General features: G+C 57.8%; 21 protein-coding genes and 1 tRNA gene. 13 read left to right on the top strand and 9 right to left on the bottom strand.

What is annotated here, in order from left to right:
- Nucleotides 1-37: 37 nt before the first annotated feature.
- The 7 genes from ccmB to yajC are packed head-to-tail and all read right to left on the bottom strand — an operon-like array spanning nt 38 to nt 5,405.
- Nucleotides 38-694 carry a heme exporter protein CcmB gene (gene ccmB / locus AC2D8V_RS14065; RefSeq protein ID WP_484734208.1) on the bottom strand — a complete coding sequence of 219 codons (657 nt, stop codon included), beginning with the start codon at nt 692-694 and terminating at the stop codon, nt 38-40.
- Nucleotides 691-1,311: a heme ABC exporter ATP-binding protein CcmA gene (gene ccmA / locus AC2D8V_RS14060; RefSeq protein ID WP_484734207.1), complete on the bottom strand. Its 621-nt coding sequence runs from the start codon at nt 1,309-1,311 to the stop codon at nt 691-693. The genes ccmB and ccmA overlap by 4 nt, the downstream gene beginning before the upstream one ends.
- Before the next feature lie 42 nt (nt 1,312-1,353).
- The gene (locus AC2D8V_RS14055) at nt 1,354-1,707 is read right to left on the bottom strand and encodes an Mth938-like domain-containing protein (RefSeq protein WP_484734206.1); all 354 of its coding nucleotides are present in this window, start codon (nt 1,705-1,707) and stop codon (nt 1,354-1,356) included.
- A 9-nt stretch (nt 1,708-1,716) separates the two neighbouring features.
- Nucleotides 1,717-2,469 carry a sulfite exporter TauE/SafE family protein gene (locus AC2D8V_RS14050; RefSeq protein ID WP_484734205.1) on the bottom strand — a complete coding sequence of 251 codons (753 nt, stop codon included), beginning with the start codon at nt 2,467-2,469 and terminating at the stop codon, nt 1,717-1,719.
- Nucleotides 2,462-3,430, bottom strand: a complete 969-nt coding sequence (secF, locus tag AC2D8V_RS14045) for a protein translocase subunit SecF (RefSeq protein WP_484734204.1) — start codon at nt 3,428-3,430, stop codon at nt 2,462-2,464. Before secF ends, AC2D8V_RS14050 begins: the two co-directional genes overlap by 8 nt.
- Nucleotide 3,431: 1 nt before the next feature.
- A complete protein-coding gene (gene secD, locus AC2D8V_RS14040; protein ID WP_484734203.1) occupies nt 3,432-5,093 on the bottom strand; it encodes a protein translocase subunit SecD in 1,662 nt (553 codons plus the stop codon).
- Nucleotides 5,094-5,126: 33 nt separating this feature from the next.
- Complete coding sequence (gene yajC / locus AC2D8V_RS14035; protein ID WP_484734202.1) at nt 5,127-5,405, bottom strand: preprotein translocase subunit YajC; 279 nt, start codon at nt 5,403-5,405, stop codon at nt 5,127-5,129.
- 198 nt (nt 5,406-5,603) lie between these two features.
- Between yajC and AC2D8V_RS14030 the strand changes: the two genes are divergently transcribed.
- Nucleotides 5,604-6,341, top strand: a complete 738-nt coding sequence (locus AC2D8V_RS14030) for a trypsin-like serine peptidase (protein ID WP_484734201.1) — start codon at nt 5,604-5,606, stop codon at nt 6,339-6,341.
- Nucleotides 6,342-6,428: 87 nt separating this feature from the next.
- Entirely contained in the window at nt 6,429-7,721 is a 1,293-nt protein-coding gene (serS, locus tag AC2D8V_RS14025; protein ID WP_484734200.1) for a serine--tRNA ligase, read from the top strand.
- Between the two features lie 71 nt (nt 7,722-7,792).
- On the opposite strand, the gene AC2D8V_RS14020 is transcribed toward serS, so the two are convergent.
- Nucleotides 7,793-8,737 carry an NAD(P)-dependent oxidoreductase gene (locus AC2D8V_RS14020; protein WP_484734199.1) on the bottom strand — a complete coding sequence of 315 codons (945 nt, stop codon included), beginning with the start codon at nt 8,735-8,737 and terminating at the stop codon, nt 7,793-7,795.
- Between the two features lie 80 nt (nt 8,738-8,817).
- The gene (locus AC2D8V_RS14015) at nt 8,818-9,414 is read right to left on the bottom strand and encodes a TetR/AcrR family transcriptional regulator (RefSeq protein WP_484734198.1); all 597 of its coding nucleotides are present in this window, start codon (nt 9,412-9,414) and stop codon (nt 8,818-8,820) included.
- A gap of 93 nt (nt 9,415-9,507) precedes the next feature.
- Between AC2D8V_RS14015 and AC2D8V_RS14010 the strand changes: the two genes are divergently transcribed.
- From AC2D8V_RS14010 to AC2D8V_RS13960, 11 genes are all read left to right on the top strand, one after another.
- Nucleotides 9,508-9,756 carry a hypothetical protein gene (locus tag AC2D8V_RS14010; protein WP_484734197.1) on the top strand — a complete coding sequence of 83 codons (249 nt, stop codon included), beginning with the start codon at nt 9,508-9,510 and terminating at the stop codon, nt 9,754-9,756.
- Nucleotides 9,757-9,849: 93 nt separating this feature from the next.
- Nucleotides 9,850-11,136, top strand: coding sequence for a homoserine dehydrogenase (locus tag AC2D8V_RS14005; protein ID WP_484734196.1), 1,287 nt, complete (start codon nt 9,850-9,852; stop codon nt 11,134-11,136).
- 72 nt (nt 11,137-11,208) lie between these two features.
- Nucleotides 11,209-12,183 (top strand): class II fructose-bisphosphatase, encoded by a 975-nt coding sequence (gene glpX / locus AC2D8V_RS14000; protein ID WP_484734195.1) that lies wholly within the window; start codon nt 11,209-11,211, stop codon nt 12,181-12,183.
- 45 nt (nt 12,184-12,228) lie between these two features.
- Nucleotides 12,229-13,965, top strand: coding sequence for a single-stranded-DNA-specific exonuclease RecJ (gene recJ / locus AC2D8V_RS13995; protein ID WP_484734194.1), 1,737 nt, complete (start codon nt 12,229-12,231; stop codon nt 13,963-13,965).
- Between the two features lie 90 nt (nt 13,966-14,055).
- Nucleotides 14,056-14,130: transfer RNA gene (locus tag AC2D8V_RS13990), tRNA-Glu, on the top strand.
- A gap of 88 nt (nt 14,131-14,218) precedes the next feature.
- On the top strand, nt 14,219-15,463 hold the full coding sequence (locus tag AC2D8V_RS13985) for a tyrosine-type recombinase/integrase (RefSeq protein ID WP_484734193.1): 1,245 nt from the start codon (nt 14,219-14,221) through the stop codon (nt 15,461-15,463).
- 194 nt (nt 15,464-15,657) lie between these two features.
- The gene (locus AC2D8V_RS13980) at nt 15,658-15,813 is read left to right on the top strand and encodes a hypothetical protein (RefSeq protein ID WP_484734192.1); all 156 of its coding nucleotides are present in this window, start codon (nt 15,658-15,660) and stop codon (nt 15,811-15,813) included.
- A gap of 840 nt (nt 15,814-16,653) precedes the next feature.
- Nucleotides 16,654-17,301 carry a hypothetical protein gene (locus tag AC2D8V_RS13975; RefSeq protein WP_484734191.1) on the top strand — a complete coding sequence of 216 codons (648 nt, stop codon included), beginning with the start codon at nt 16,654-16,656 and terminating at the stop codon, nt 17,299-17,301.
- A gap of 485 nt (nt 17,302-17,786) precedes the next feature.
- The gene (locus AC2D8V_RS13970; protein WP_484734190.1) at nt 17,787-18,557 is read left to right on the top strand and encodes a hypothetical protein; all 771 of its coding nucleotides are present in this window, start codon (nt 17,787-17,789) and stop codon (nt 18,555-18,557) included.
- A gap of 220 nt (nt 18,558-18,777) precedes the next feature.
- Complete coding sequence (locus AC2D8V_RS13965) at nt 18,778-19,308, top strand: peptidoglycan recognition protein family protein (protein ID WP_484734189.1); 531 nt, start codon at nt 18,778-18,780, stop codon at nt 19,306-19,308.
- Nucleotides 19,309-19,449: 141 nt separating this feature from the next.
- Entirely contained in the window at nt 19,450-19,887 is a 438-nt protein-coding gene (locus AC2D8V_RS13960) for a hypothetical protein (protein WP_484734188.1), read from the top strand.
- The last annotated feature ends 67 nt before the right edge of the window (nt 19,888-19,954 follow it).

Raw genomic sequence — 19,954 nt, 5'->3', positions numbered from 1 at the left:
TTTCTGCGCAAGGCGCTCAATGGGCAAAACGCCACGTTCACCGCAAGTTCACCCGCAAAGCGGCTGCCGAGGCAAAGGGCATCGCCGCGATTACCCCTGCTGTAATGCCACACAGCATCAGCAGCGGGGTTTCCACCGGCATCGCAGATGCGCCGCGGCGCGCAACCTCGGCCCCGAAGATCAGCGTCGGAACGTAGAGCGGCAGCACAAGCAATGACATCAGCAGCCCTCCTCTTTTGACGCCAACAGTCAGAGCTGCGCCGAAGGTGCCGATCACGGACAATGCGGGCGTGCCAGCGGCAAGTGACACGACCAGCCAAATGTACCCGGGCCCCGGCAGGTTCAGCAATACGCCGAGAACAGGTGCGACCAGAACCAACGGCAGACCAGTCGTGATCCAATGCGCCAACGCCTTGACACTGAGCGCGGCCTCCAAGGGCAACGGCGACGTGGCCAGCAGATCAAGGGTGCCATCCTCCCAATCCAGAGCGAGCAATCGATCCAGCGACAAAAGGCAGGCAAGCAATGCGCCCACCCAGAGCACACCCGGCGCAATCCGAGCGAGCAGATCGGATTCGGGACCGACACCAAAGGGGACAAGCACGGTCAGGATAAGGAAAAAGGCCAGCCCGAGGCCAAATCCGCCACCTGCCCGCATGGCAAGGCGCAAATCCCTTAGCAACAGCGCCTTCACAAAAAGGCCTCGTCACTGGCTCCGGCCATAACATCCGCAGTGACACGCATGGAAGATATATCGAGGACTTCGGCGGAACGCAGCCCAAGGTCTATATGGGTCGCAATCAATGCGGCCCCACCTTTGGCAAGGTGGACGTCAACGGCTTGGGCAAAAAGAGATACCGCGTTGGTGTCCAGCGAAACCGTGGGCTCATCGAGCATCCAAATCGGTCGTCCCGTCACCAACAGCCGCGCCAGCCCCAACCGCCGTTTCTGGCCGGCGGACAAGGTCCCTGCAAGCCGGTCAGCAAGCTCGTGCAGCGCAAAACTGTCCAGCGCCGCGTCGATGTTTGACGCGCCAAACACGTCTGCCCAAAAACCGAGGTTTTCACGCACGGTCAGCATTGATTTCAACCCGTCGGAATGTGCTGCGTAGGCAATCTGATCTTCTGCACCTTCGATCCGCCCCGACAGCGGAGGTTGCAACCCGGCCAGCGTGCGCAGCAATGTGGTCTTTCCCGCGCCATTAGGTCCGCGCAGGATCAGCGCTTGTCCCGGCGCCAGCGTTAACGACACGTTTGCCAGAACCGGCACGCCGCCACGGGCCACGCTTAGATCGGTCACTTCCAACTTCATGGAACAAGCGTTAACCGATTGTTGTCACCTGCAAAAGGCTGATCAGACCGGCAACAAGGCCAAAGCAATCCGTCGCCCCTCACTCAGCAGCACATTGTAGGTGCGGCATGCCGCTGGTGATGCCATGGTTTCCACGCCCAGCCCTGCCTCTTCCATCGCCGTCCGCAGCGCTTCGGGCAGATGCGCAATCTCGGCACCCGTTCCGACAAAAACGACGTCAACCTGCCCGGCAAGCTGCACCAGAAGCTCGGCATCCGTCACACCGCCCCACGGCGTGATACCTTGTGGGCCTACCAAGATCGGCCCCTGATGGACCTCACCACCGATCCGGAAAAACCCCGGGCCGTAGCCTTCGACCGGCTTGGCATCGGTATAGCTGATCTCATTCAGGCGCATGTCGGTTCCTCACTTCCAAATCGGCAGGCCCAGAATAGCGGATGCTGCGATCACGATATAGGCCACGGCGCGAAAAATACCCTCGGCATCGGGGTCAAAAAGCCGCGCCCCCGCAATGTTTGCCAGAACGTTCGGGATACCGGCCAGCAATCCGAGCACGGCAATCTCCCACAGGAATAGATCAGACACCCAGAAAACGGAGATCATCACCACGTCGATCGCCAGCAGGTACAATAGAAAGTTCGCACGGATCGTAGCGATTGGCAGCCGGCTGGACATGTACAGCATAATTACCGGAGGCCCGGGAATTCCTGCGAAGCCTGACATGAAGCCCCCCAATGCCCCGGTCGCCATGGTGAGCCGTGGCGTCAGGATACCGCGGTATCGCCAGCCGCTGATCAAAGCAAAGAGGAGCACGAGAACAACCGTCGAAACCACCCAGCCGAAAAAATCGGCAGACATGTTGGCAAGGCACCAAACCCCGACCGGAACCGCGACAATGGCCCCGATCATCAAGCGCCCGACGTCGCGCGGAGCGCCATCCCGCCACGCAGCGCGAAGGTTCGGCAATGGCCCCAAAAGTTCTGCCATCATCATAAAGATCACGGCAGCCACCGGAGACAGCACCGAAGATGCCACGGCCATTATGATCATTCCACTGCCAAACCCGGCAAAGCCACGGACGAGCCCCGCCGCAACAACCGCGATGAAAAGCCAGACCAACCCGTCGATTTCCGACAGGTTGACCAGCGTCTCAGGCATCTATGTTCGCGTATTGATTGCCCGCATTGGCGTCCGGCTTGGACCAGTCGCGCTTGACGCCGAGGTACAGCAGCGCAGCCGAGGCCACGAAGATCGAGCTGTAAGTGCCCACAATCACACCCCAGATCATGGCAAAGACAAAGCCGCGGATCACGTCGCCACCCAGCACAAACAGGGCAATCAGGGCCAACAGTGTTGTGACCGAGGTCATGAATGTACGGCTCAGGGTTTCGTTGATCGACACGTTCAGCACTTCGGCCAATGGCCGCTTTTTGTACTTGCGCAAATTCTCCCGCACCCGGTCAAAGACCACCACCGTGTCATTGAGTGAGTAACCAACAATCGTGAGCAGGGCCGCGATGATCGCGAGATCAAATCTGATTTGCAGCTCGGAAAAGACACCGATTGTGAGGATCACATCGTGCACAAGCGCCAGTACGGCCCCAGCCGCAAACTGCCATTCAAAGCGCAACCAGATGTAGATCAGAACGGCCCCAATGGCGAGCACCACGGCAATCACCGCTGTCTGTATCAATTCACCCGATACTTTGGGACCAACCGATTCGACCGAAATGAATTTGATATCCGGTCGCACGGTCTGCAGCGCCGCCTGTACGTCACTGACGATTTGTGCAGATACCGCTTCTTCACCGTCCTGAGCCTGAATGCGGATCATGGCAACGTTCTGGTCTTCTTCGAACGTGGGATCAAACACCTCAGTAATTGTCACGTCACCCAGTTCGAGTGTGCCAATGGCATCACGATACACACCTATGTCGACGGGCAGCGGGCTTTCCGTGCGGATCGTCGTGCCACCACGAAAATCGATGCCGAAGTTGAGCCCCTGAACCATAAACGAAGCAAAGGCCACAACCATCATCAGACCGGAAATACCCAGCCACAGTTTCCATCGCTTGAAGAAATCGAAGTTCGTATTCTGTTTGACCAGACGCAGACGCATATCAGACCTCGAGTTTCTTCGGGCGTTTCCGCTCGAACCACATCACGACAAAGAGACGCGTGACAAAAATGGCGGTAAAGACAGATGTCAAAATCCCCAGACCCAACGTAATGGCAAAGCCGCGTACAGGGCCCGACCCCATTGCGAACAGGATCGTGGCGGTAATGAAGGTGGTGATATTGGCGTCCAGAATGGCCGACAACGCCTTTTCATACCCCAGTTCAATCGCACGCGCCGGACCCTTGGAGGTTTTCAGCTCTTCGCGAATCCGCTCGAAAATCAGCACGTTGGCATCCACCGCCATACCAACCGTCAGGACAATGCCGGCGATACCGGGTAATGTCAGCGTACCGCCAATGAGGCTGAGCAGTCCAAATATCAACCCGATATTGATAATCAGCGCAATGTTGGCGAAAACGCCAAAGAGCCCGTAGCTGAGGAACATAAACACGAGTACGGCGACAAAGGCGACGATCGTGGCGACTTTACCAGCGTCGATACTGTCTTGTCCCAGTTCCGGGCCAATCGTGCGCTCTTCAAGGAACTCTAACCCGGCTGGCAGAGCACCCGCGCGCAGAAGAACGGCCAGATTGGTTGATTCTTCTACCGTAAAGTTGCCGGTGATGATCCCAGAGCCGCCGGGAATGTGACTTTGGATCGTCGGGGCGCTGACAACTTCGTCGTCAAGAACAATGGCAAACGGCGACCCGATGTTTTCAGCGGTATAATCGCCAAATTTGCGAGCGCCTGAGGTATTGAACCGGAAGTTAACCGCCGGTCGTCCGTTTTGATCGAAAGACGGCTGGGCATCTACCAGTTCTTCACCGGTCACAACAGCCGCGGATTCGATCGTATAGAACGTTCCGGGCTCATCCAGAGAAGGCACAAGCTTGTTTCCGATGCCCGGATTTGCATTCTCGTCGGTTCCCCGTGTGACCACCGGGTTAAACGTAAGCTGCGCCGTTGTGCCAATAATTTCCTTCAGTTCGGCGGCAGAACCGATACCGGGGACTTGGATCAAAATCCGATCGGCGCCCTGCCGTTGGATCGTCGGTTCACGGGTACCGACTTCGTCGATGCGACGGCGAATGATTTCAAGGCTTTGCTGGACCGTGCGCTCGTCCGATGCCAGCTTTTCCGCTTCGGACAACGTGACGATAATCACGTCACCTTCGGCGCGCACTTCGATATCGTTTGCGCCCACTCCGCTGAGCGTCTGGACCGGACGCGCCAATCCGCGCACAACTTCCAATGCGCGCGTTATCCCCTCGGGTTGAGAGATACGCACGCGCACCTCGTCAATCGGTGATGGTTGCAGGCGGATCGTCCCGATAGTCGCACGCTCGGGCCGAAGAGCATCGCGGATTTCCGGCCAATAAGCCTCCATCCGGCTGGCATAGACATCGTCCACCTTGACCTCGGCGAGCAAATGCGCGCCACCGCGCAAATCAAGACCCAGATTGACCAGACCTGATGGCATCCATTCGGGCCACCGTGCACGCATTGCCTCGTTTTCCGCCGAGCTATTGCCCAGTTCGATCGCCTGTACAGCATCGTTGTGCTGTTCTACCTGCGTATAAAACATGTTCGGCACTGCCAGCCACAGGCCAGCGGCACAGGCCAACAGAATGGTGATCCGTTTCCAGAGATCGATCTGAAGCATAGTGACGCCTTTTCAATGCGCTATAGGGTGTTCTTACTTCGCCGGCTCGGTTTTTGACATGACCGAGGCGATAGTCGACTGCACCACCCGAACGCGCACGCCATCTGCGATCTCCAGTTCCAACTCATTGTCGTCTTTGACCTTGGATACTTTGCCGATCACGCCGCCTTGGGTGACAACCATGTCGCCGCGGCGCAGCCCGGCAACCATGGCCTGGTGGTCTTTCATTTTTTTCTGCTGTGGTCTGATCAGCAGGAAATACATGATCGCGAAAATGAGGATCAGTGGTACGAACTGGGCGAATGCATCCATGGAAGGTGTCCTTTGCGTCTCTCACAGCTTGGCGCTTTGTCAGCGCTCTGCCGATTTCGGCGGAACCTATGGGTTGCCACGCAGCTTTGCAAGGCAATGCGACACAGGAAAACGGATGAATCGGTTGCAAATGCGCGCCATGGCAGCATCGCGTGTTCGTGCATTGCATCTAAGCCCCCGACCTCGTTGGATAGCACAATGAAGCTGCTGATAAAGATTTGCTGTGCCGCCGGTCTCGCGGTGGCAGCGCTGGTAGGCACGGTGCTGCCCGTTGTCGCGGAACCAATGCCTGCGCTTGCGCCGGAAGAGCGACGCATTTGGCAAGCTGTCGGGCGGGTGAACAGCGCCGGATATCGGGTCAGACGCGGATGCACGGGGACGCTGATTGCCCCCGACCTTGTTTTGACGGCGGCACACTGCGTGCAGGGCGCCCTGTCGAAATCCGAGCGGCATTTTGTTGCCGGGTGGGACCGTGGTAGCTTTGTTGCGCACCGGACATCGAAAAACATTGAGGTGCACCCGCTCTACGCGGACACGGATGGGACAGAACGGCTAAGGTATGATGTCGCTTTGATCCGGTTGGCCGATCCGATACCGGCGTCGGCGGTGACACCGCTGGAGCTTTATACCGGCACAAAAGACCAACGGGATCGCGCGGGTACGCTGCTCGGCTATCATAACAGGCGGCCACATGTGTTGAATGCCCACAAGGGCTGCCCGCATCTGTCATCGGAGCCATTTTGGCTGTTCGGGTGCGAGGTCATTTCCGGAAATTCCGGCGGACCTACGGTGATCCATCAGGACAATCGCGCGCTGGTCGCCGGTGTCATTTCGGCACGCGCGGCCGATGGTGCGCAGACCATCGTCGCACCAGTTGACCTATGGGTGCGCAGGCACTGGCGAGAAGCGCAAGACCGGGCACGGATGCGCAATTAACAGGCGCCATTTCGCATGATGGTGTTTTGATCGTTGGAAAGATCGGTCATAAGGCTGAAAATCGATTCATGCCGCAGGACCCGAAACATGCACGATATTCGCGCCATTCGAGAAAACCCAACTGGCTTTGACGCAGGCCTCGCCCGTCGCGGAGACGCGCCGATGGCTGACGCGATCCTGTCTCTCGATGCGGCGCGTCGTGACAAGATCAGCGCGGCGGAAACGGCGCAGGCGGAGCAGAACAAGGCCTCCAAGATGGTAGGCGCAGCCAAGGCCAAAGGCGATGAAGCCGAATTTGAACGTCTGCGCGCTTTGGTCTCGGAAAAGAAGGCCGAGATCGCCCGCATGCACGCAGAGGCCAAGGAACTGGACGCTCAACTGACAGACATGCTGGCACGGATCGCGAATATCCCTGCCGAAGATGTGCCGGATGGCGCAGATGAAGGCGACAACGTCGAAATGCGTCGCTGGGGGGATATAAAAACATTCGATTTCGAGCCGAAGGAACACTTCGAAATCCGCGGCGTCGCACCGTCGATGGATTTTGAGACAGCTGCCAAGATTTCTGGGGCTCGTTTTGTCTTGATGTCGGGTGCGGTTGCACGCATTCACCGTGCGCTCGCGCAATTCATGATCGACACGCATGTTGACCATAACGGGCTGACCGAAGCCAACCCTCCGGTGCTTGTGCGGGACGAAGCCATGTATGGCACGGACAAGTTGCCGAAGTTCGGCGAAGACAGTTACCGAACCGAGGAAGGTATGTGGCTGGTGCCAACCTCTGAGGTGCCGCTGACGTATATTGCGGCCGGGCATGTAATCGAGGAAGGTTATCTGCCGCGCCGCTACACGGCCCATACTTTGTGCTTCCGTTCTGAGGCAGGCAGTGCCGGGCGCGACACCGCTGGGATGTTGCGCCAGCATCAGTTCGAAAAGGTAGAGATGGTTTCCATCGTTCATCCGGAGAAATCCGATGACGAACAAAAGCGTATGCTGCGCTGCGCCGAAGACATTCTGGAGCGGCTCGGCCTGCCCTACCGCACAGTGATCCTGTGTACGGGTGATATGGGCTTCGGCGCACGCCGTACCTTTGACATCGAAGCCTGGTTGCCTGGGCAAAATGCATATCGCGAGATTTCGTCGGTTTCGACCACTGGGGACTTTCAAGCACGCCGGATGAATGCGCGTTTCAAGCCTGCTGATGGCGGCAAGCCGCAATTTGTTCACACGCTCAACGGCTCGGGGCTCGCAGTCGGTCGGTGCCTGATTGCAGTACTGGAAAACGGGCAGCAGGCGGACGGGTCGGTGAAACTGCCCGAACCGCTGGCACCTTATCTTGGTGGCAGGCTGACGCTGAGCGCCGAAGGGGCGCTGACCTGAGCGATTGCGCGGATTGCAGGTGATCCGGGGCGCTGCCCCGGACAACGGGAAATTAACGGCTCAAAAAATGCTTATCGTGCGGGCACCACTTCGTACCCGCACTCTTCTGGTTCATCGTCGATCAGGACGGTTGGAAACCCGGGTGCCCGAATGTCGAGACCGGTGCTTTCTTCAAGACGCTCGATCATTCTGTCTGATTGTGCGCGGTCGCCAAAGCGGGCCTGCCCGTCTTGCATCATTTCGATGATCAGAGGAGATATTTCCAGCGGGATCTGGTGGTTATCTGCCAGTTTCTGGAACAGGCCGATGTCTTTTTGCACAAGATCCATCGTGAAATTGACATCTCGCGATCCCGACAGGATCAACTGGCTTTCTGTTTCGTGCACAAAAGAAGTGCCAGACGATATCTTGATGGCCTCAAAAGTGGTGCCCAAGTCCATGCCTGCCGCTTTCATTACTGTTAGCGCCTCGCACAAGGTCAGCAGATTGGCCGTCGCAAGGTAGTTTGTCATTACCTTGAGAACGCTCGCCGTGCCTACCGGACCGGTATGCAGCACCCGCCGCCCCATGAGCGTGAGCAGCGGCAGCACAGCGTCAAACGTCGCGCGGTCGCATCCGGCATAAATCGAGATATTGCCGGTATCCGCACGGTGGCATCCTCCTGAGACCGGACAATCCACCGCAGCGCCGCCTTGCGCATCAACTTCGCGCGCCAGTCGCTTTACCTCTTCGGCATCCGTGGTCGACATCTCCATCCACGTTTTTCCGGGTCCGATAAAGGGCATCATCTCTGCAAGGACTGCCGCCGAGGCAGCAGGGCTAGGCAGGCAGGTGATCACGACATTACAGCTTTGCATCATCTCCGCCGGCGAGTACCCGTTAATTGCGCCAGATGCGACCTTGTCTGCAACCAAATCACCATCGAGGTCGTGCACGGCCAGCGCCACGCCGTTACGCAACAGCGATCCGCTGAGCTTGCCCCCCACGTTGCCCAAACCGATAAATCCGACGCGCATGCCTGCTTCCTTTCGCTTGCGTTTTCGACACGCTCTTAGCGATTTAACGACCTGTCGCGCTTGTTCGCGACCTCAAGGCATTATCCGCTGCGTGCCGCACCGACAGCACGCGATACCATTTCCCAGTATATCTTGCCCACATCTTCAAGGCTGAGACGTCCATCGGCGCGAAACCATGTGTTCACACCTGTTAGCATCGCAATCACGGCCAGCGTCGTCACCTTGGTATCCTCGACCTCAAAGCCTTGATCGGCTTTACCCGCCTGAATGATACTTTCCAGATGTTGCTCATATTGACGTCGCAAAGCTTCGATGACGGTAAAGTTTTCCGGCGAGAGATTGCGCAATTCCATGTAGGCGATAAAAACCGCGTCCGGCCTGTCGTGATGAAACCGTATGTGGAACGAAACGAAATGGCGTAGCCGGGTTTGCGGGTCAGCGTCGTCGAGGTCTTCATACGCTTCCAGCAATTCTTCCATATGGGTACGCATCAGATGAAACAGCAGGCTTTGTTTATCCGGCGTGTAATTGTAGAGCGCCCCCACCTGCACACCTACTTCGGCCGCGATCTGACGCATGGATACCGCCGCAAAGCCATGTCGCGCAAAAAGCGCTTGTGCTGCCTGCCGGATACGCGGACCGGTTATGTCTGAGTGTGAGCCTGTTGTGCGAGCCATAACGGAAGATTATCTGAACGCGCGTTCAAAACAATCCCCGCTTGTGTGATTTCACCACTTGCGGCACAACTACGGCATCAAAGGAGTATCACTTTGCGTTGGATCGCGCTCATCTTGCCTCTGGTCGCGTCACTCGGCTGTACGCAGCTTCCCGACATCGCCGAACCAGTGCCACCGGCAGGCGGCGAACCGGGCTACCCTGCGCTTGTGTCTCTTGACGAACTGAGCACTAAGGATCCGGCCGACGAAGAAGCGGCTTTGCGCCGCGAAGCCGCTGACGCAGCCCGTGTGGCAAATTTGAAGGCGCGGGCGAGCCGGTTACGCGGGTTTCAGTTCGACTAACGGCAAAAGCCCTCTCTACTGCGTTGCACCGCGTGACATGACAGGCTAAACGCGAGCACAGGTACCCCGCCAGTCGTCGTCAAGGAGAGTTCGATGTCCCAGCCCCTTTGTCTTGGTATTGCAGGTCTTGGCACGGTGGGTGTTGGCGTCGTGCGGATCGTACGCCAGCATGCAGCATTGCTCGAAGCGCGCACCGGCCGGCGCATCGAAATCTCAGCCGTTTCGGCCCGGAGCCGTGACAAGGACCGTGGCGTTCCGATTTCAGGTTATGCATGGGAAGACGACCCTGTAGCGTTGGCAACACGTGACGACGTCGATGTGTTTGTCGAACTGGTTGGCGGCGACGAGGGCCCCGCAAAAGATGCCGTAGAAGCGGCCCTTTCCGCGGGCAAGGACGTCGTGACGGCCAATAAGGCTTTGCTGGCGATACACGGGCAGGCACTGGCAGAGCGGGCCGAGACCGCCGGAAAGGCACTGCGCTATGAAGCTGCGGTCGCTGGCGGAATTCCGGTCATCAAAGCATTGACGGAAGGGCTTGCCGCCAACGACGTGACCCGCGTGATGGGCGTGATGAACGGCTCTTGCAACTACATTCTGACACGGATGGAAGATGCGGGTCTGAGCTATGAAGAGGTCTTTGCCGAAGCGGATGCGCTGGGATACCTCGAGGCTGACCCGACACTGGATGTTGGCGGGATTGATGCAGCGCACAAACTGGCCATTCTGTCTTCGCTTGCGTTCGGCACAAAGGTGGATTTCGACGGGATCACGCTTGAAGGCATCGAGAGGGTCAGCATCGAAGACATCCGCGCGGCGTCTGACATGGGGTACAAGATCAAACTGCTGGGGGTGACCCAGAAGACTGCCCGCGGGCTGGAGCAGCGCATGCAACCTTGTCTGGTACCGCAAAGTTCGCCTTTGGGGCAGCTGCAGGGCGGCACAAACATGGTTGTGCTGGAAGGTGACGCGGTTGGTCAGATTGTACTGCGTGGCCCCGGCGCAGGCGAAGGTCCGACGGCATCGGCGGTCATGGCGGATGTGTGCGATCTTGCGCGAGGATTGAAAGGACCGGTCTTTGGTATGCCGGCGTCCTCGCTGACACGCGAGAAACCAGCTCATTCGACGCTGCCGGCATCATATTATCTGCGCATGTCGCTTCAGGACAAGCCGGGCGCACTGGCCAAAATCGCGGCTGTTCTGGGCGAAGCTGGCGTGTCGATCGACCGGATGCGGCAGTACGGGCACGACAACACAGAAGCGCCGGTTCTGATCGTGACACACAAAACCACCCCAGCCGCCATTGCCGAAGCGCTGGATGCCATGCAAGGCACTGGCGTGCTGACAGGCGCGCCCGTCGCATTGCGGATCGAAGACGTCTGAACGCACTGTTGTTCTTGCAGGCCTGCGCCTCTACGCTGACGTTGACACCAAAAACCTAAAGGAACCCAGATTATGCCTGCCCACGCCGAATTTCATGACCGGATGCTGTCGCTTGGCCTTGCCCGTGTCTCAGAAGCTGCTGCATTGGCGTCGGCGCGGCTGGTCGGGCACGGCGATGAAAAGGCCGCGGATCAGGCCGCGGTTAACGCGATGCGTGAACAGCTCAACATGTTGGACATCGCGGGCGTTGTCGTGATCGGTGAGGGTGAGCGCGACGAGGCACCGATGCTCTACATCGGCGAAGAAGTCGGCACTGGCAACGGCCCCGGTGTCGACATTGCGCTGGACCCGCTGGAAGGCACCACGCTGACCGCCAAGGACATGCCCAACGCATTGACCGTCATCGCGATGGGACCGCGCGGCTCGATGTTGCATGCGCCTGACGTCTACATGGACAAGCTGGCCATCGGCCCCGGATTTGCGCCGGATACTGTAACCTTGGACATGACCGTATCCGAACGTGTCGAAGCACTGGCAAAAGCTAAAGGATGCAGCACGTCAGACCTGACGGTCTGCATTCTTGAACGGCCCCGTCACGAGGATATGATTGCCGAGGTGCGGGCCACCAAAGCGTCCATCAGATTGATCACAGACGGCGACGTGGCCGGTGTCATGCACTGTGCCGAGCCTGGCACGGGCATTGACATGTACATGGGTGCAGGCGGTGCACCCGAAGGCGTACTTGCTGCGGCTGCGCTCAAGTGTATGGGGGGGCAGATGTACGGACGTCTGCTGTTTCGCAATGAAGACGAACGCGCGCGCGCGGCCAAAGCCGGTATAACCGATCTGAACCGCATCTATACCCGAGACGAAATGGTGACAGAGGACGTGATCTTTGCCGCGACCGGCGTAACACAGGGCAACATCCTGCCCGCCGTTAAACGCGAACCCGGTTGGCTCACAACTGAAACGCTGATCATGCGATCCAAAACGGGCTCGGTGCGGCGGATCAACTACCGTACGCCGATCTCCTCGCATCGCTTCTGACTTTTACGCAGGGCCTTTCGCAGCCGAGGAGGCCGCAAGACACCCATGAGTTTTCTTGGCGTGACATCATCGCTTACCGGGCGCCAGTGGCTCGGTCCCGCGATTGAAATAGACAGGGCTGCGCAAGCCTTGTCGCAGCAAACAGGATTGCCACCGGCGGTGTGTCAGATCCTTGCGCAGCGCCGCGTCGAAGCGGCCGAGGTAGAAAGCTATCTGTCCCCTGCCCTGCGTGATCTCATGCCGGACCCGCGCAGCCTGCGTGACATGGAAAAAGCTGCCAGTCGCGTGCTGCAGGCGTTGGGCAATCGCGAGCGGATTGCCATCTTTGCCGACTATGACGTGGACGGCGGCAGCTCGGCCGCTTTGCTGATCGGCTGGCTGCGCCAGATGCAGCATAGCGCAACACTCTACATTCCCGACCGGATAGACGAAGGTTATGGCCCAAACGACACCGCGATGAAGACTTTGGCCCGCGATCACGACCTGATTATCTGCGTTGATTGCGGCACGCTTTCGCATGAGCCCATTGCTGCTGCTGCCGGTGCCGACGTGGTGGTACTTGACCATCACCTCGCAGGCGAGACGCTGCCGCCAGCGCTTGCTGTCGTCAATCCCAACCGGCAGGACGAAAACGGCCACGCTGCGCACCTTTGCGCGGCGGCTGTGGTCTTTTTGTTGCTGGTCGAAATGCGGCGACAACTGCGAGAGGCTGGCAAGAGCAGCCCCGACCTCGTGGCAATGCTTGATCTGGTCGCTCTGGCAACCGTTGCGGATGTGGCTCCGCTCACCGGCGTAAATCGCGCTTTTGTACGGCAGGGTTTGAAAGTCATGGCGCGTCGCGAACGCGCGGGCGTCACCGCTTTGGCAGATGCGGCCGGCCTTGATGCTGCGCCTTCGGCCTATCACTTGGGCTACGTGCTCGGGCCGCGGGTGAATGCGGGCGGTCGCATCGGTGCTGCTGATCTGGGCGCGCGACTTCTGGCAACGGACGATCCGCACGAAGCTGCAGCACTTGCCGAAAAATTAGAACACCTCAACCGCGAGAGGCGCGATGTCGAGGCGGCCGTGCGTGCCGTAGCATTGGATCAGGCCGAGACGCGCGGACTGGATGCCCCCCTCGTCTGGGCGGCTGGTCCCGGGTGGCACCCAGGTGTTGTGGGAATTGTAGCATCGCGGTTGAAGGAAGTCTCAAACCGTCCCAGCGTGGTCATTGGTATCGAAAATGGCATTGGCAAAGGGTCAGGTCGTTCGGTGTCCGGTATTGACCTTGGACAGCCTATCCAGCGACTGGTGTCCGAAGGTCTGCTGATAAAAGGCGGCGGTCACAAGATGGCTGCCGGATTGACGGTTGCAGAAGACAAGATCGAGCCCGCCATGGCCCGGCTTGGCACGTTGCTCGCACAACAGGGCGCGGGCGCTCGAGGGGTTGCTGATCTGCGCATTGACGGGGTGCTGATGCCAATGGCCGCGCAAGTCGAGCTTATCGAACAGATCGAACAAGCGGGGCCGTTCGGCGCTTCTTCACCTGCCCCCCGCTTTGCCTTTGCCGAAATGTCCATACGACATACACGGCGGGTCGGAGAGAGCCATCTGAAAATCGGTTTCGGTAACGAGGCGGGGCACCTTGAAGCGATTGCATTCAACGCTTTCAGCACCGATCTCGGACCCGCTTTGGAGGCGCATGGCGGCGCCCGCTTTCATCTTGCGGGCAAGCTGGAGATCAACACGTGGCGAGGGCGCCAGTCGGTGCAACTGCGTCTCGACGACGCCGCGCCTGCCTGATCTGATACCTGAGATATTTTTCTGCTCTGGAGAAAACTTTCCGCTTGCGCCACGAGCGCGGATTGCATAATGACCCCTCACAGAGTCAGTGGCCCGTTCGTCTATCGGTTAGGACGCCAGGTTTTCAACCTGGAAAGAGGGGTTCGATTCCCCTACGGGCTGCCACTTCCACCTAACCCCCTAAAACTATTGACTTTACTCATAATAAACTCAATTTTTGGGTACAAACTTGGGTACAATAGGGTGTTAGGAGATGGCAGATTATCTCATACGGCGCGGCAATACGTGGCACGTGAAAGTCAGTATCCCTGAGGACGTACAGTATGCTTTCGGCCACCGCCGGGCGTTCAAAAAGTCGTTAAAGACGTCTGACAAACTGGTGGCCAAATCACTGTCCGCACCGCTGGTGCTTCGCGTCAAAGCAGAAATCCAAAAGGTACGAGAGAACCCCACGGCACACCTCAAGGATATCGACCAGCTATCTCAGGGTGACATAGCCCGTTACCAACTCACACTACTAGACGACATGGTTCGAGAGAAGGGCGTAATGCACACTGACCAGCTGAGCGATGCTGATGCGTCGGAGGTGGCTGAGAAATACAAGCTCGCGGTCGGCCAACTCACGCCATTCGATGGCCCACTGGATGCATACGCCAAGAGCCGCAGAGTTGAGCCAAAGACAGCCGCTAAGGATCGCCACGCAATCACCAAGTTTGCGGCCAGAGTGTCGGCAATCCAGCGCGTGGACAAGGCGGCCGTACGCGGCTTTGTGAGACACCTGTCGGAGAAGGAAGGTTTTAAGAATAGGACTATTAAGGACAACTTGAGTACACTTCGCGTTTACTGGAAGTGGCTGCAGGATAACTCCTTAGCAGATGAAGACAGGGTCAACCCCTTCGTTGATGTCGCGCTGCCTTCTGAGAACCGCAAAGAGGCTGCAGAGAAGGTGCGCCTACCCTTCACCACCGAAGACATACAGGTTCTGCACCAAGCGGTCATGAGCAGCAAGGATGAGACCCTCAAGGCAATCTTCCAGCTGGCCATCTATACTGGCTGCAGGATCGAAGAACTCGCAAAACTTGAGACACAGAACGTGACCAAAGACACGATAGAGATTGTCCGCGCCAAGACAGAGGCAGGCAATCGGGTTATCCCCATTCACGACAGGCTGAAACCGTTGGTCGCGGACCTCCTGTCGCGGGAAGATCAGTATCTTCTAGCAGACCTCAATGAGAACAGCATAGGCGTTCGGTCGTCACTGATGTCCAAGCGTTTCGGCAGGCTGAAAACCAAACTTGGCTATGACAGCCGGTATGTGTTCCACAGCATCCGCAAGACCGTGGCAACCCAGTGGGAACACGCTGAGGTACCCGAGGGTGTCGCTGCGGACCTCTTGGGGCATGATAAGCCTACCATGACATATGGTGTATATGCTGGCGGCTCTTCGATGGAGCAGAAACGCGCTGCCATCGCCAAGCTGGACTATGGGATAGACTGAGCGCTTCCCGTCAATTTTCGTTTCCTTTCCAGCGTGTGGCCTAACTGGCAAGCCTAAAAGGGTCTAAGCATCACCTTAATTGCAACCCCTACTGCATTGTAATCCTTACGATATTGCAAACCAACGCTGTTGACCGGTTCAACATCTGGCCTCTAGGGTCTCCTCACGAAGATCAACCTCCAAGGAGACCCAACGTGAACACCTCAAACCAAACTTCAAAAGACCTCAAGTCCATCATCGAAATCCTCGACCAGCGCATCTATGAGTTAGCGACGGAGGGCGACGTACCGCAAGAAGAGGTTAGCCTGCTTACTGCACTCCGAGAACACGCGGCCAGCGCGTCTGGTTAAGCAGTGGGGATGCCTCTGTTGGGCTTGTAAAAAAGTGAGTGTTATCAGGGGCCTCCAAAACTGCCCACCCATGAGATACAGATACCCAAAGGTAAACCTTATAGTTACACTATAGGTACACCTAGAGTATCCCCCTCAGGTACACTCAGAGTATCTCCTTGAGATGATGTAGGTAGGGTATATCCCCCCACTCCTACACTCTTAGGACATACACCGAGTGAGCCTCGGGTGATGGTCCGAGGTAGTAGCTCGGTCAATACACGATCAGTTCCACACACCAGTCCCCCGCCAAGTGTAGGGGTAGGCAGGTAACCCACCTAAGCCAAGACCCCCAAGCCCAGCACCATTACTCCGGTGACTGAGGCATTTAACTTGTCATGACCTGTGTTAACGGCCCAGCACCCTCTCGGTGACTGCGGCCTTTGGCGGTCTCCCCTCTCAGCGCCCCTCTCAGCGTCCCTCAACCGCTTACCCACGCTAATGCTCAGCCACTAGGAGGCCACCACCGTGTTCTTCCCATGCTCAAATCAAGCGTGTTCCGCGTTTATACCCCCGAGTGACCTCAAGGCGCGACGATCGACCGGCCTCTGCCACATCTGCCGTCTCCGTTGGTCGCTAGGTGGTCTGCCTACTGGCGGGTTTATCCCCAGCGATGCACTCAGGGTTATCGCCAAGGAGACCCTCAAAGACCTCAACCCCGCAGAACAGGAGATCAGAGAGGCTATCAGGCTAGCCCGAGGTACCCGCCACCGGGAGGGCAACTGGCAGGAGAGACCTGTCTACTCCTACAACCTGCTGATTTCACGACCCCGTCACATCGCATCCCGTCGACTGCCTCACATGTTGGTCGGTAGGCGCAAGCCACCTGACGGGGTCTCCGTGATCGTCGCCGCCTGTCACTACCACGTAGCGGTCAACCACCTCGGCGTAGGGTCGCGGTACGCACGTTGGCTGTGTGGTGCAACCTATATGCTGAGGCGCAACCTAGTGAGACCTCAGGGCCTCCTAGGGTCACTCAGGGGTCAAACGGTCAAGCGCAACTATCGGCTTGAAAGCAGCGACTTTGAGGTTGTCGGCAACCACATCCGGAAGATCGCCCAGCGCACACTCGGGTTCACCCAAGAGGTGGGTCGAGAGGCCACTGTCAGATACCTACAGGGTGTCGATGCGGGTCAGTTCAATCGCAGCGTGATAGTCCCCTACTACTCGCATCCGACGACTGGCCCCGGCGACAGTGCGCTCGACCATTACCTGCCCGACAGGGTGCCTTGGTCGCCTCAGTATGGGCATGGTCTCCGCAGAGCATCAGGCAAGATTGCAGGCCTTTGGCCAGAGGGGCTGGACGTCCCACTAGAAGAGCGCAGGGCGACACGTTCGCTCAACGCTCAAGTGCTCAACGCTCCAGTGCTCAACGCTCAAGTGCTCAGCAACAAGCCACGAACCTACGCAGCCAAGCCTGACGATACCGATTGGCTATTCACCCCATAACACAGGAGGCCAGCAGCCATGCCCCGGACGCACCCCAACAGAGCGATGAGACCTCAAAGAGAGACTGTCTGTTCTGCCTGCTTCACTTCTTTTACGACGCACAAGATGAAAGCGATGAGGTGCCCCGCGTGTATCGCGGATGGCAGAAAGGCGGTTGTCCGCACCTGCCAAGCCTGTCGTGAGAAGTTTACACTGACCGCTGAGGACCAGTTCAACTGTAAACCTTGTGCGGACGAGTTGGGCATTGACCAAACCACAACAACAAAAAGCGAAAAGAAGCAGCAGCCCAAATCCTTCCGCGACCCAGAGGAGATGCGGAGGTTCCTCGACCAGAGGGATAGTCTCCTACGCTGGCTGTCTGAGCGAGACACACGACGAGCCGCCTCAGGCTGGCAACCAATGCAGTGCTCATCGGAGTGCTTAAACCCCCACAACGAAACACTCGCGGTCCACCTAGGGCTGCACTAAAGAAGGAACTAACAAACATGGTTCAGAGATCCGTCATCGGTACGGCAGAGCAACGCGCCGCAGCCGAACCAGTTACAACTCATGCGACCTCAGAGGATTACCAACAGACGGGCCTGAGTGTCCGCAGTGGTCCCGCGGGGTTCTCCCGTGAGGTGCACCGCGCGAGCGACCTAAACGACAACGACATAATCGCGGTTCAAGGCATGGAGTTAAAGGTCTCCCACGCTCGTGAGCTTGGCCTGATCGGTCAACTCTTCGACGAGCAGGTAGACAGCTTGAATGCCGTCGATCCTGTCGTGGATGTAATCGCCAAAGCACAGGAAGAAGCGGCAGATCAGAAATCCAGCAACACAGGATATGCAGACTACGACACCGCCGTGGATAACCTCAACGCTCTGATTGATGAGGGCGAGATGAGCATGGAGGAGGGAATGGTCTACGATACGGCGCTGGCAGAGATGGCCATCACGGGGCTGTCGGCGGACGACGTCGTGGAGACCATCAATGGCCTCGAGGATGGCAGCCTATCTGAGCTGGATGTACCCGCGAACGTACGCGCTGTGGCCGCTCAAGTTGAGGCCCAAGTGCGTAGCGCAAGTGAGACGTCTGCGCTGACCGAGTTAGGTAAGCCTGCGTTCGAGGCTCTGAGCAAGCTGGCCGATAGTCACGCCGGGGTCGCCGGGGTCATCCAACGGTACGCCGTGGACCGCGCTCAGGGTAAGCATGGCGGTGTCAGTTGGGTCGAATTGTATACCGACCTACATGACCAGCTTGGTTTGACTGGTTGAGACATGATCCCCCTGAAGGAAATGTGTTGGGACGCGGACACTGAAACCGCGCTCCTGACGCTGGATCGAAGCTGCCTCGCAGACCAAACACTGTTCAATCAAACGGTGAGCTTGGTCCAAGAGGGTGTGTCCCCCTACACGCGGAATACGCCCATCACACAGAGCGAGTTGAGCCGCTGGCTCTCAGATATCCAGATGGCCCCCGAGGAGACCCCTAAAGATGCCCCTCATCGTGCAACCTGCAGGAGCGCAGCTACGTACAGAATTGTTCCCCACGCTGCCGCGGCCTGAGACCACGTCGATCAACTTCGGCTACACCAACACCGTTCCAGACCCTCGCATAGACGCCGAGGTCGTGGACTTCTTGGATGCCAACAGAGGTTACTTCGGGTGCACTTGGCATTACGTCATCAGGCTTGACGGTGTGGTTGAACTAGGACGTGACCCGAGAACCATCTCGGCGCGTGGTCGCAGCTACACACGCCGCCTGTCCACAATCTTCGTTGGCGTTGTTGGTGGTCTGGCTCCAGAGGACGGCCACCGTCTTGACACGATAACCAGCGCCCAGCGCCAAGCCATCGCTGAGTTGGAACAGGCCATCGCCGACACCCTCAACACACCACTAGATGTCATCGACCACACGGTTGAATGGACAGGCAGGGCCGAGGCTGACTTAGAGGAAGAGGCCAATGAACAAGCACTTGAAGATCAACTCGACCGAGCCGAGGAAGCCGCTGATCAGTTTTACTAACTTGCTCTGGCTAACGGCACTGCGGCTATCGCCGTTCCAATGGTCTGCGAAATACCAGATCGTACCGCGCCGCAAGCACTAGAGACGCTAGAGACGTCCCGAAACAACAATAATAACAATAATGAATGGAGGCAGACACCCATGGCTGCTGAACCACAACCAAACTACATCAACCCCGCTTACGCCCACAGACCCGGACACCTGTTCGGTGACTTCGAATATCTGATCGACACCTACCTCAAGGGCAACGCTGAGATTAAGCGTTCTGTCACGATAGCTGACTGGGAGGGAAGAGGTTTCGACAGTCTGAAATATCACCTGAGCAAGGGGGCTGATGCAAGCTACCGAGACGATCACGTTTACAAGGTCTGCAAGCTGGATGCTCCAAATCCAACAGTAGCTTATCTTCAGGCTTTGGAAGATGACCGAGAGAATAGCAAACCAACTCCGTCTCTCCCAAGAGGTATATCGATCGATCGCGGCATGTACCGGGTGGACGCCATGCGGCACGGAAAGCGGCATCGGAAGAGCCTCTCTACCCGCTCAGAGGCCGTCACCTACCTGCAATCACTTTCGTAGGGGGTGCGAAACCCGAAAACCTCAAAAGTGGGGTCAATAAAATAAGGGTTTTATGCGCGATCTCCCC

The sequence above is a fragment of the Roseobacter sp. YIN89 genome, from assembly GCF_057219365.1.
Note: the sequence above shows the minus strand (reverse complement) of the source record. Positions and strands in the feature narration are given on the sequence as shown.

Bases quoted from the DNA above. Each gene is read 5' to 3' on its own strand.
- ccmA (WP_484734207.1), bottom strand. From the start codon at position 1,311: ATGAAGTTGGAAGTGACCGATCTAAGCGTGGCCCGTGGCGGCGTGCCG.
- AC2D8V_RS14055 (WP_484734206.1), bottom strand. From the start codon at position 1,707: ATGCGCCTGAATGAGATCAGCTATACCGATGCCAAGCCGGTCGAAGGC.
- AC2D8V_RS14050 (WP_484734205.1), bottom strand. From the start codon at position 2,469: ATGCCTGAGACGCTGGTCAACCTGTCGGAAATCGACGGGTTGGTCTGG.
- secF (WP_484734204.1), bottom strand. From the start codon at position 3,430: ATGCGTCTGCGTCTGGTCAAACAGAATACGAACTTCGATTTCTTCAAG.
- secD (WP_484734203.1), bottom strand. From the start codon at position 5,093: ATGCTTCAGATCGATCTCTGGAAACGGATCACCATTCTGTTGGCCTGT.
- yajC (WP_484734202.1), bottom strand. From the start codon at position 5,405: ATGGATGCATTCGCCCAGTTCGTACCACTGATCCTCATTTTCGCGATC.
- AC2D8V_RS14030 (WP_484734201.1), top strand. From the start codon at position 5,604: ATGAAGCTGCTGATAAAGATTTGCTGTGCCGCCGGTCTCGCGGTGGCA.
- serS (WP_484734200.1), top strand. From the start codon at position 6,429: ATGCACGATATTCGCGCCATTCGAGAAAACCCAACTGGCTTTGACGCA.
- AC2D8V_RS14020 (WP_484734199.1), bottom strand. From the start codon at position 8,737: ATGCGCGTCGGATTTATCGGTTTGGGCAACGTGGGGGGCAAGCTCAGC.
- AC2D8V_RS14015 (WP_484734198.1), bottom strand. From the start codon at position 9,414: ATGGCTCGCACAACAGGCTCACACTCAGACATAACCGGTCCGCGTATC.
- AC2D8V_RS14005 (WP_484734196.1), top strand. From the start codon at position 9,850: ATGTCCCAGCCCCTTTGTCTTGGTATTGCAGGTCTTGGCACGGTGGGT.
- glpX (WP_484734195.1), top strand. From the start codon at position 11,209: ATGCCTGCCCACGCCGAATTTCATGACCGGATGCTGTCGCTTGGCCTT.
- recJ (WP_484734194.1), top strand. From the start codon at position 12,229: ATGAGTTTTCTTGGCGTGACATCATCGCTTACCGGGCGCCAGTGGCTC.
- AC2D8V_RS13985 (WP_484734193.1), top strand. From the start codon at position 14,219: ATGGCAGATTATCTCATACGGCGCGGCAATACGTGGCACGTGAAAGTC.
- AC2D8V_RS13975 (WP_484734191.1), top strand. From the start codon at position 16,654: ATGTTGGTCGGTAGGCGCAAGCCACCTGACGGGGTCTCCGTGATCGTC.
- AC2D8V_RS13970 (WP_484734190.1), top strand. From the start codon at position 17,787: ATGGTTCAGAGATCCGTCATCGGTACGGCAGAGCAACGCGCCGCAGCC.
- AC2D8V_RS13965 (WP_484734189.1), top strand. From the start codon at position 18,778: ATGCCCCTCATCGTGCAACCTGCAGGAGCGCAGCTACGTACAGAATTG.
- AC2D8V_RS13960 (WP_484734188.1), top strand. From the start codon at position 19,450: ATGGCTGCTGAACCACAACCAAACTACATCAACCCCGCTTACGCCCAC.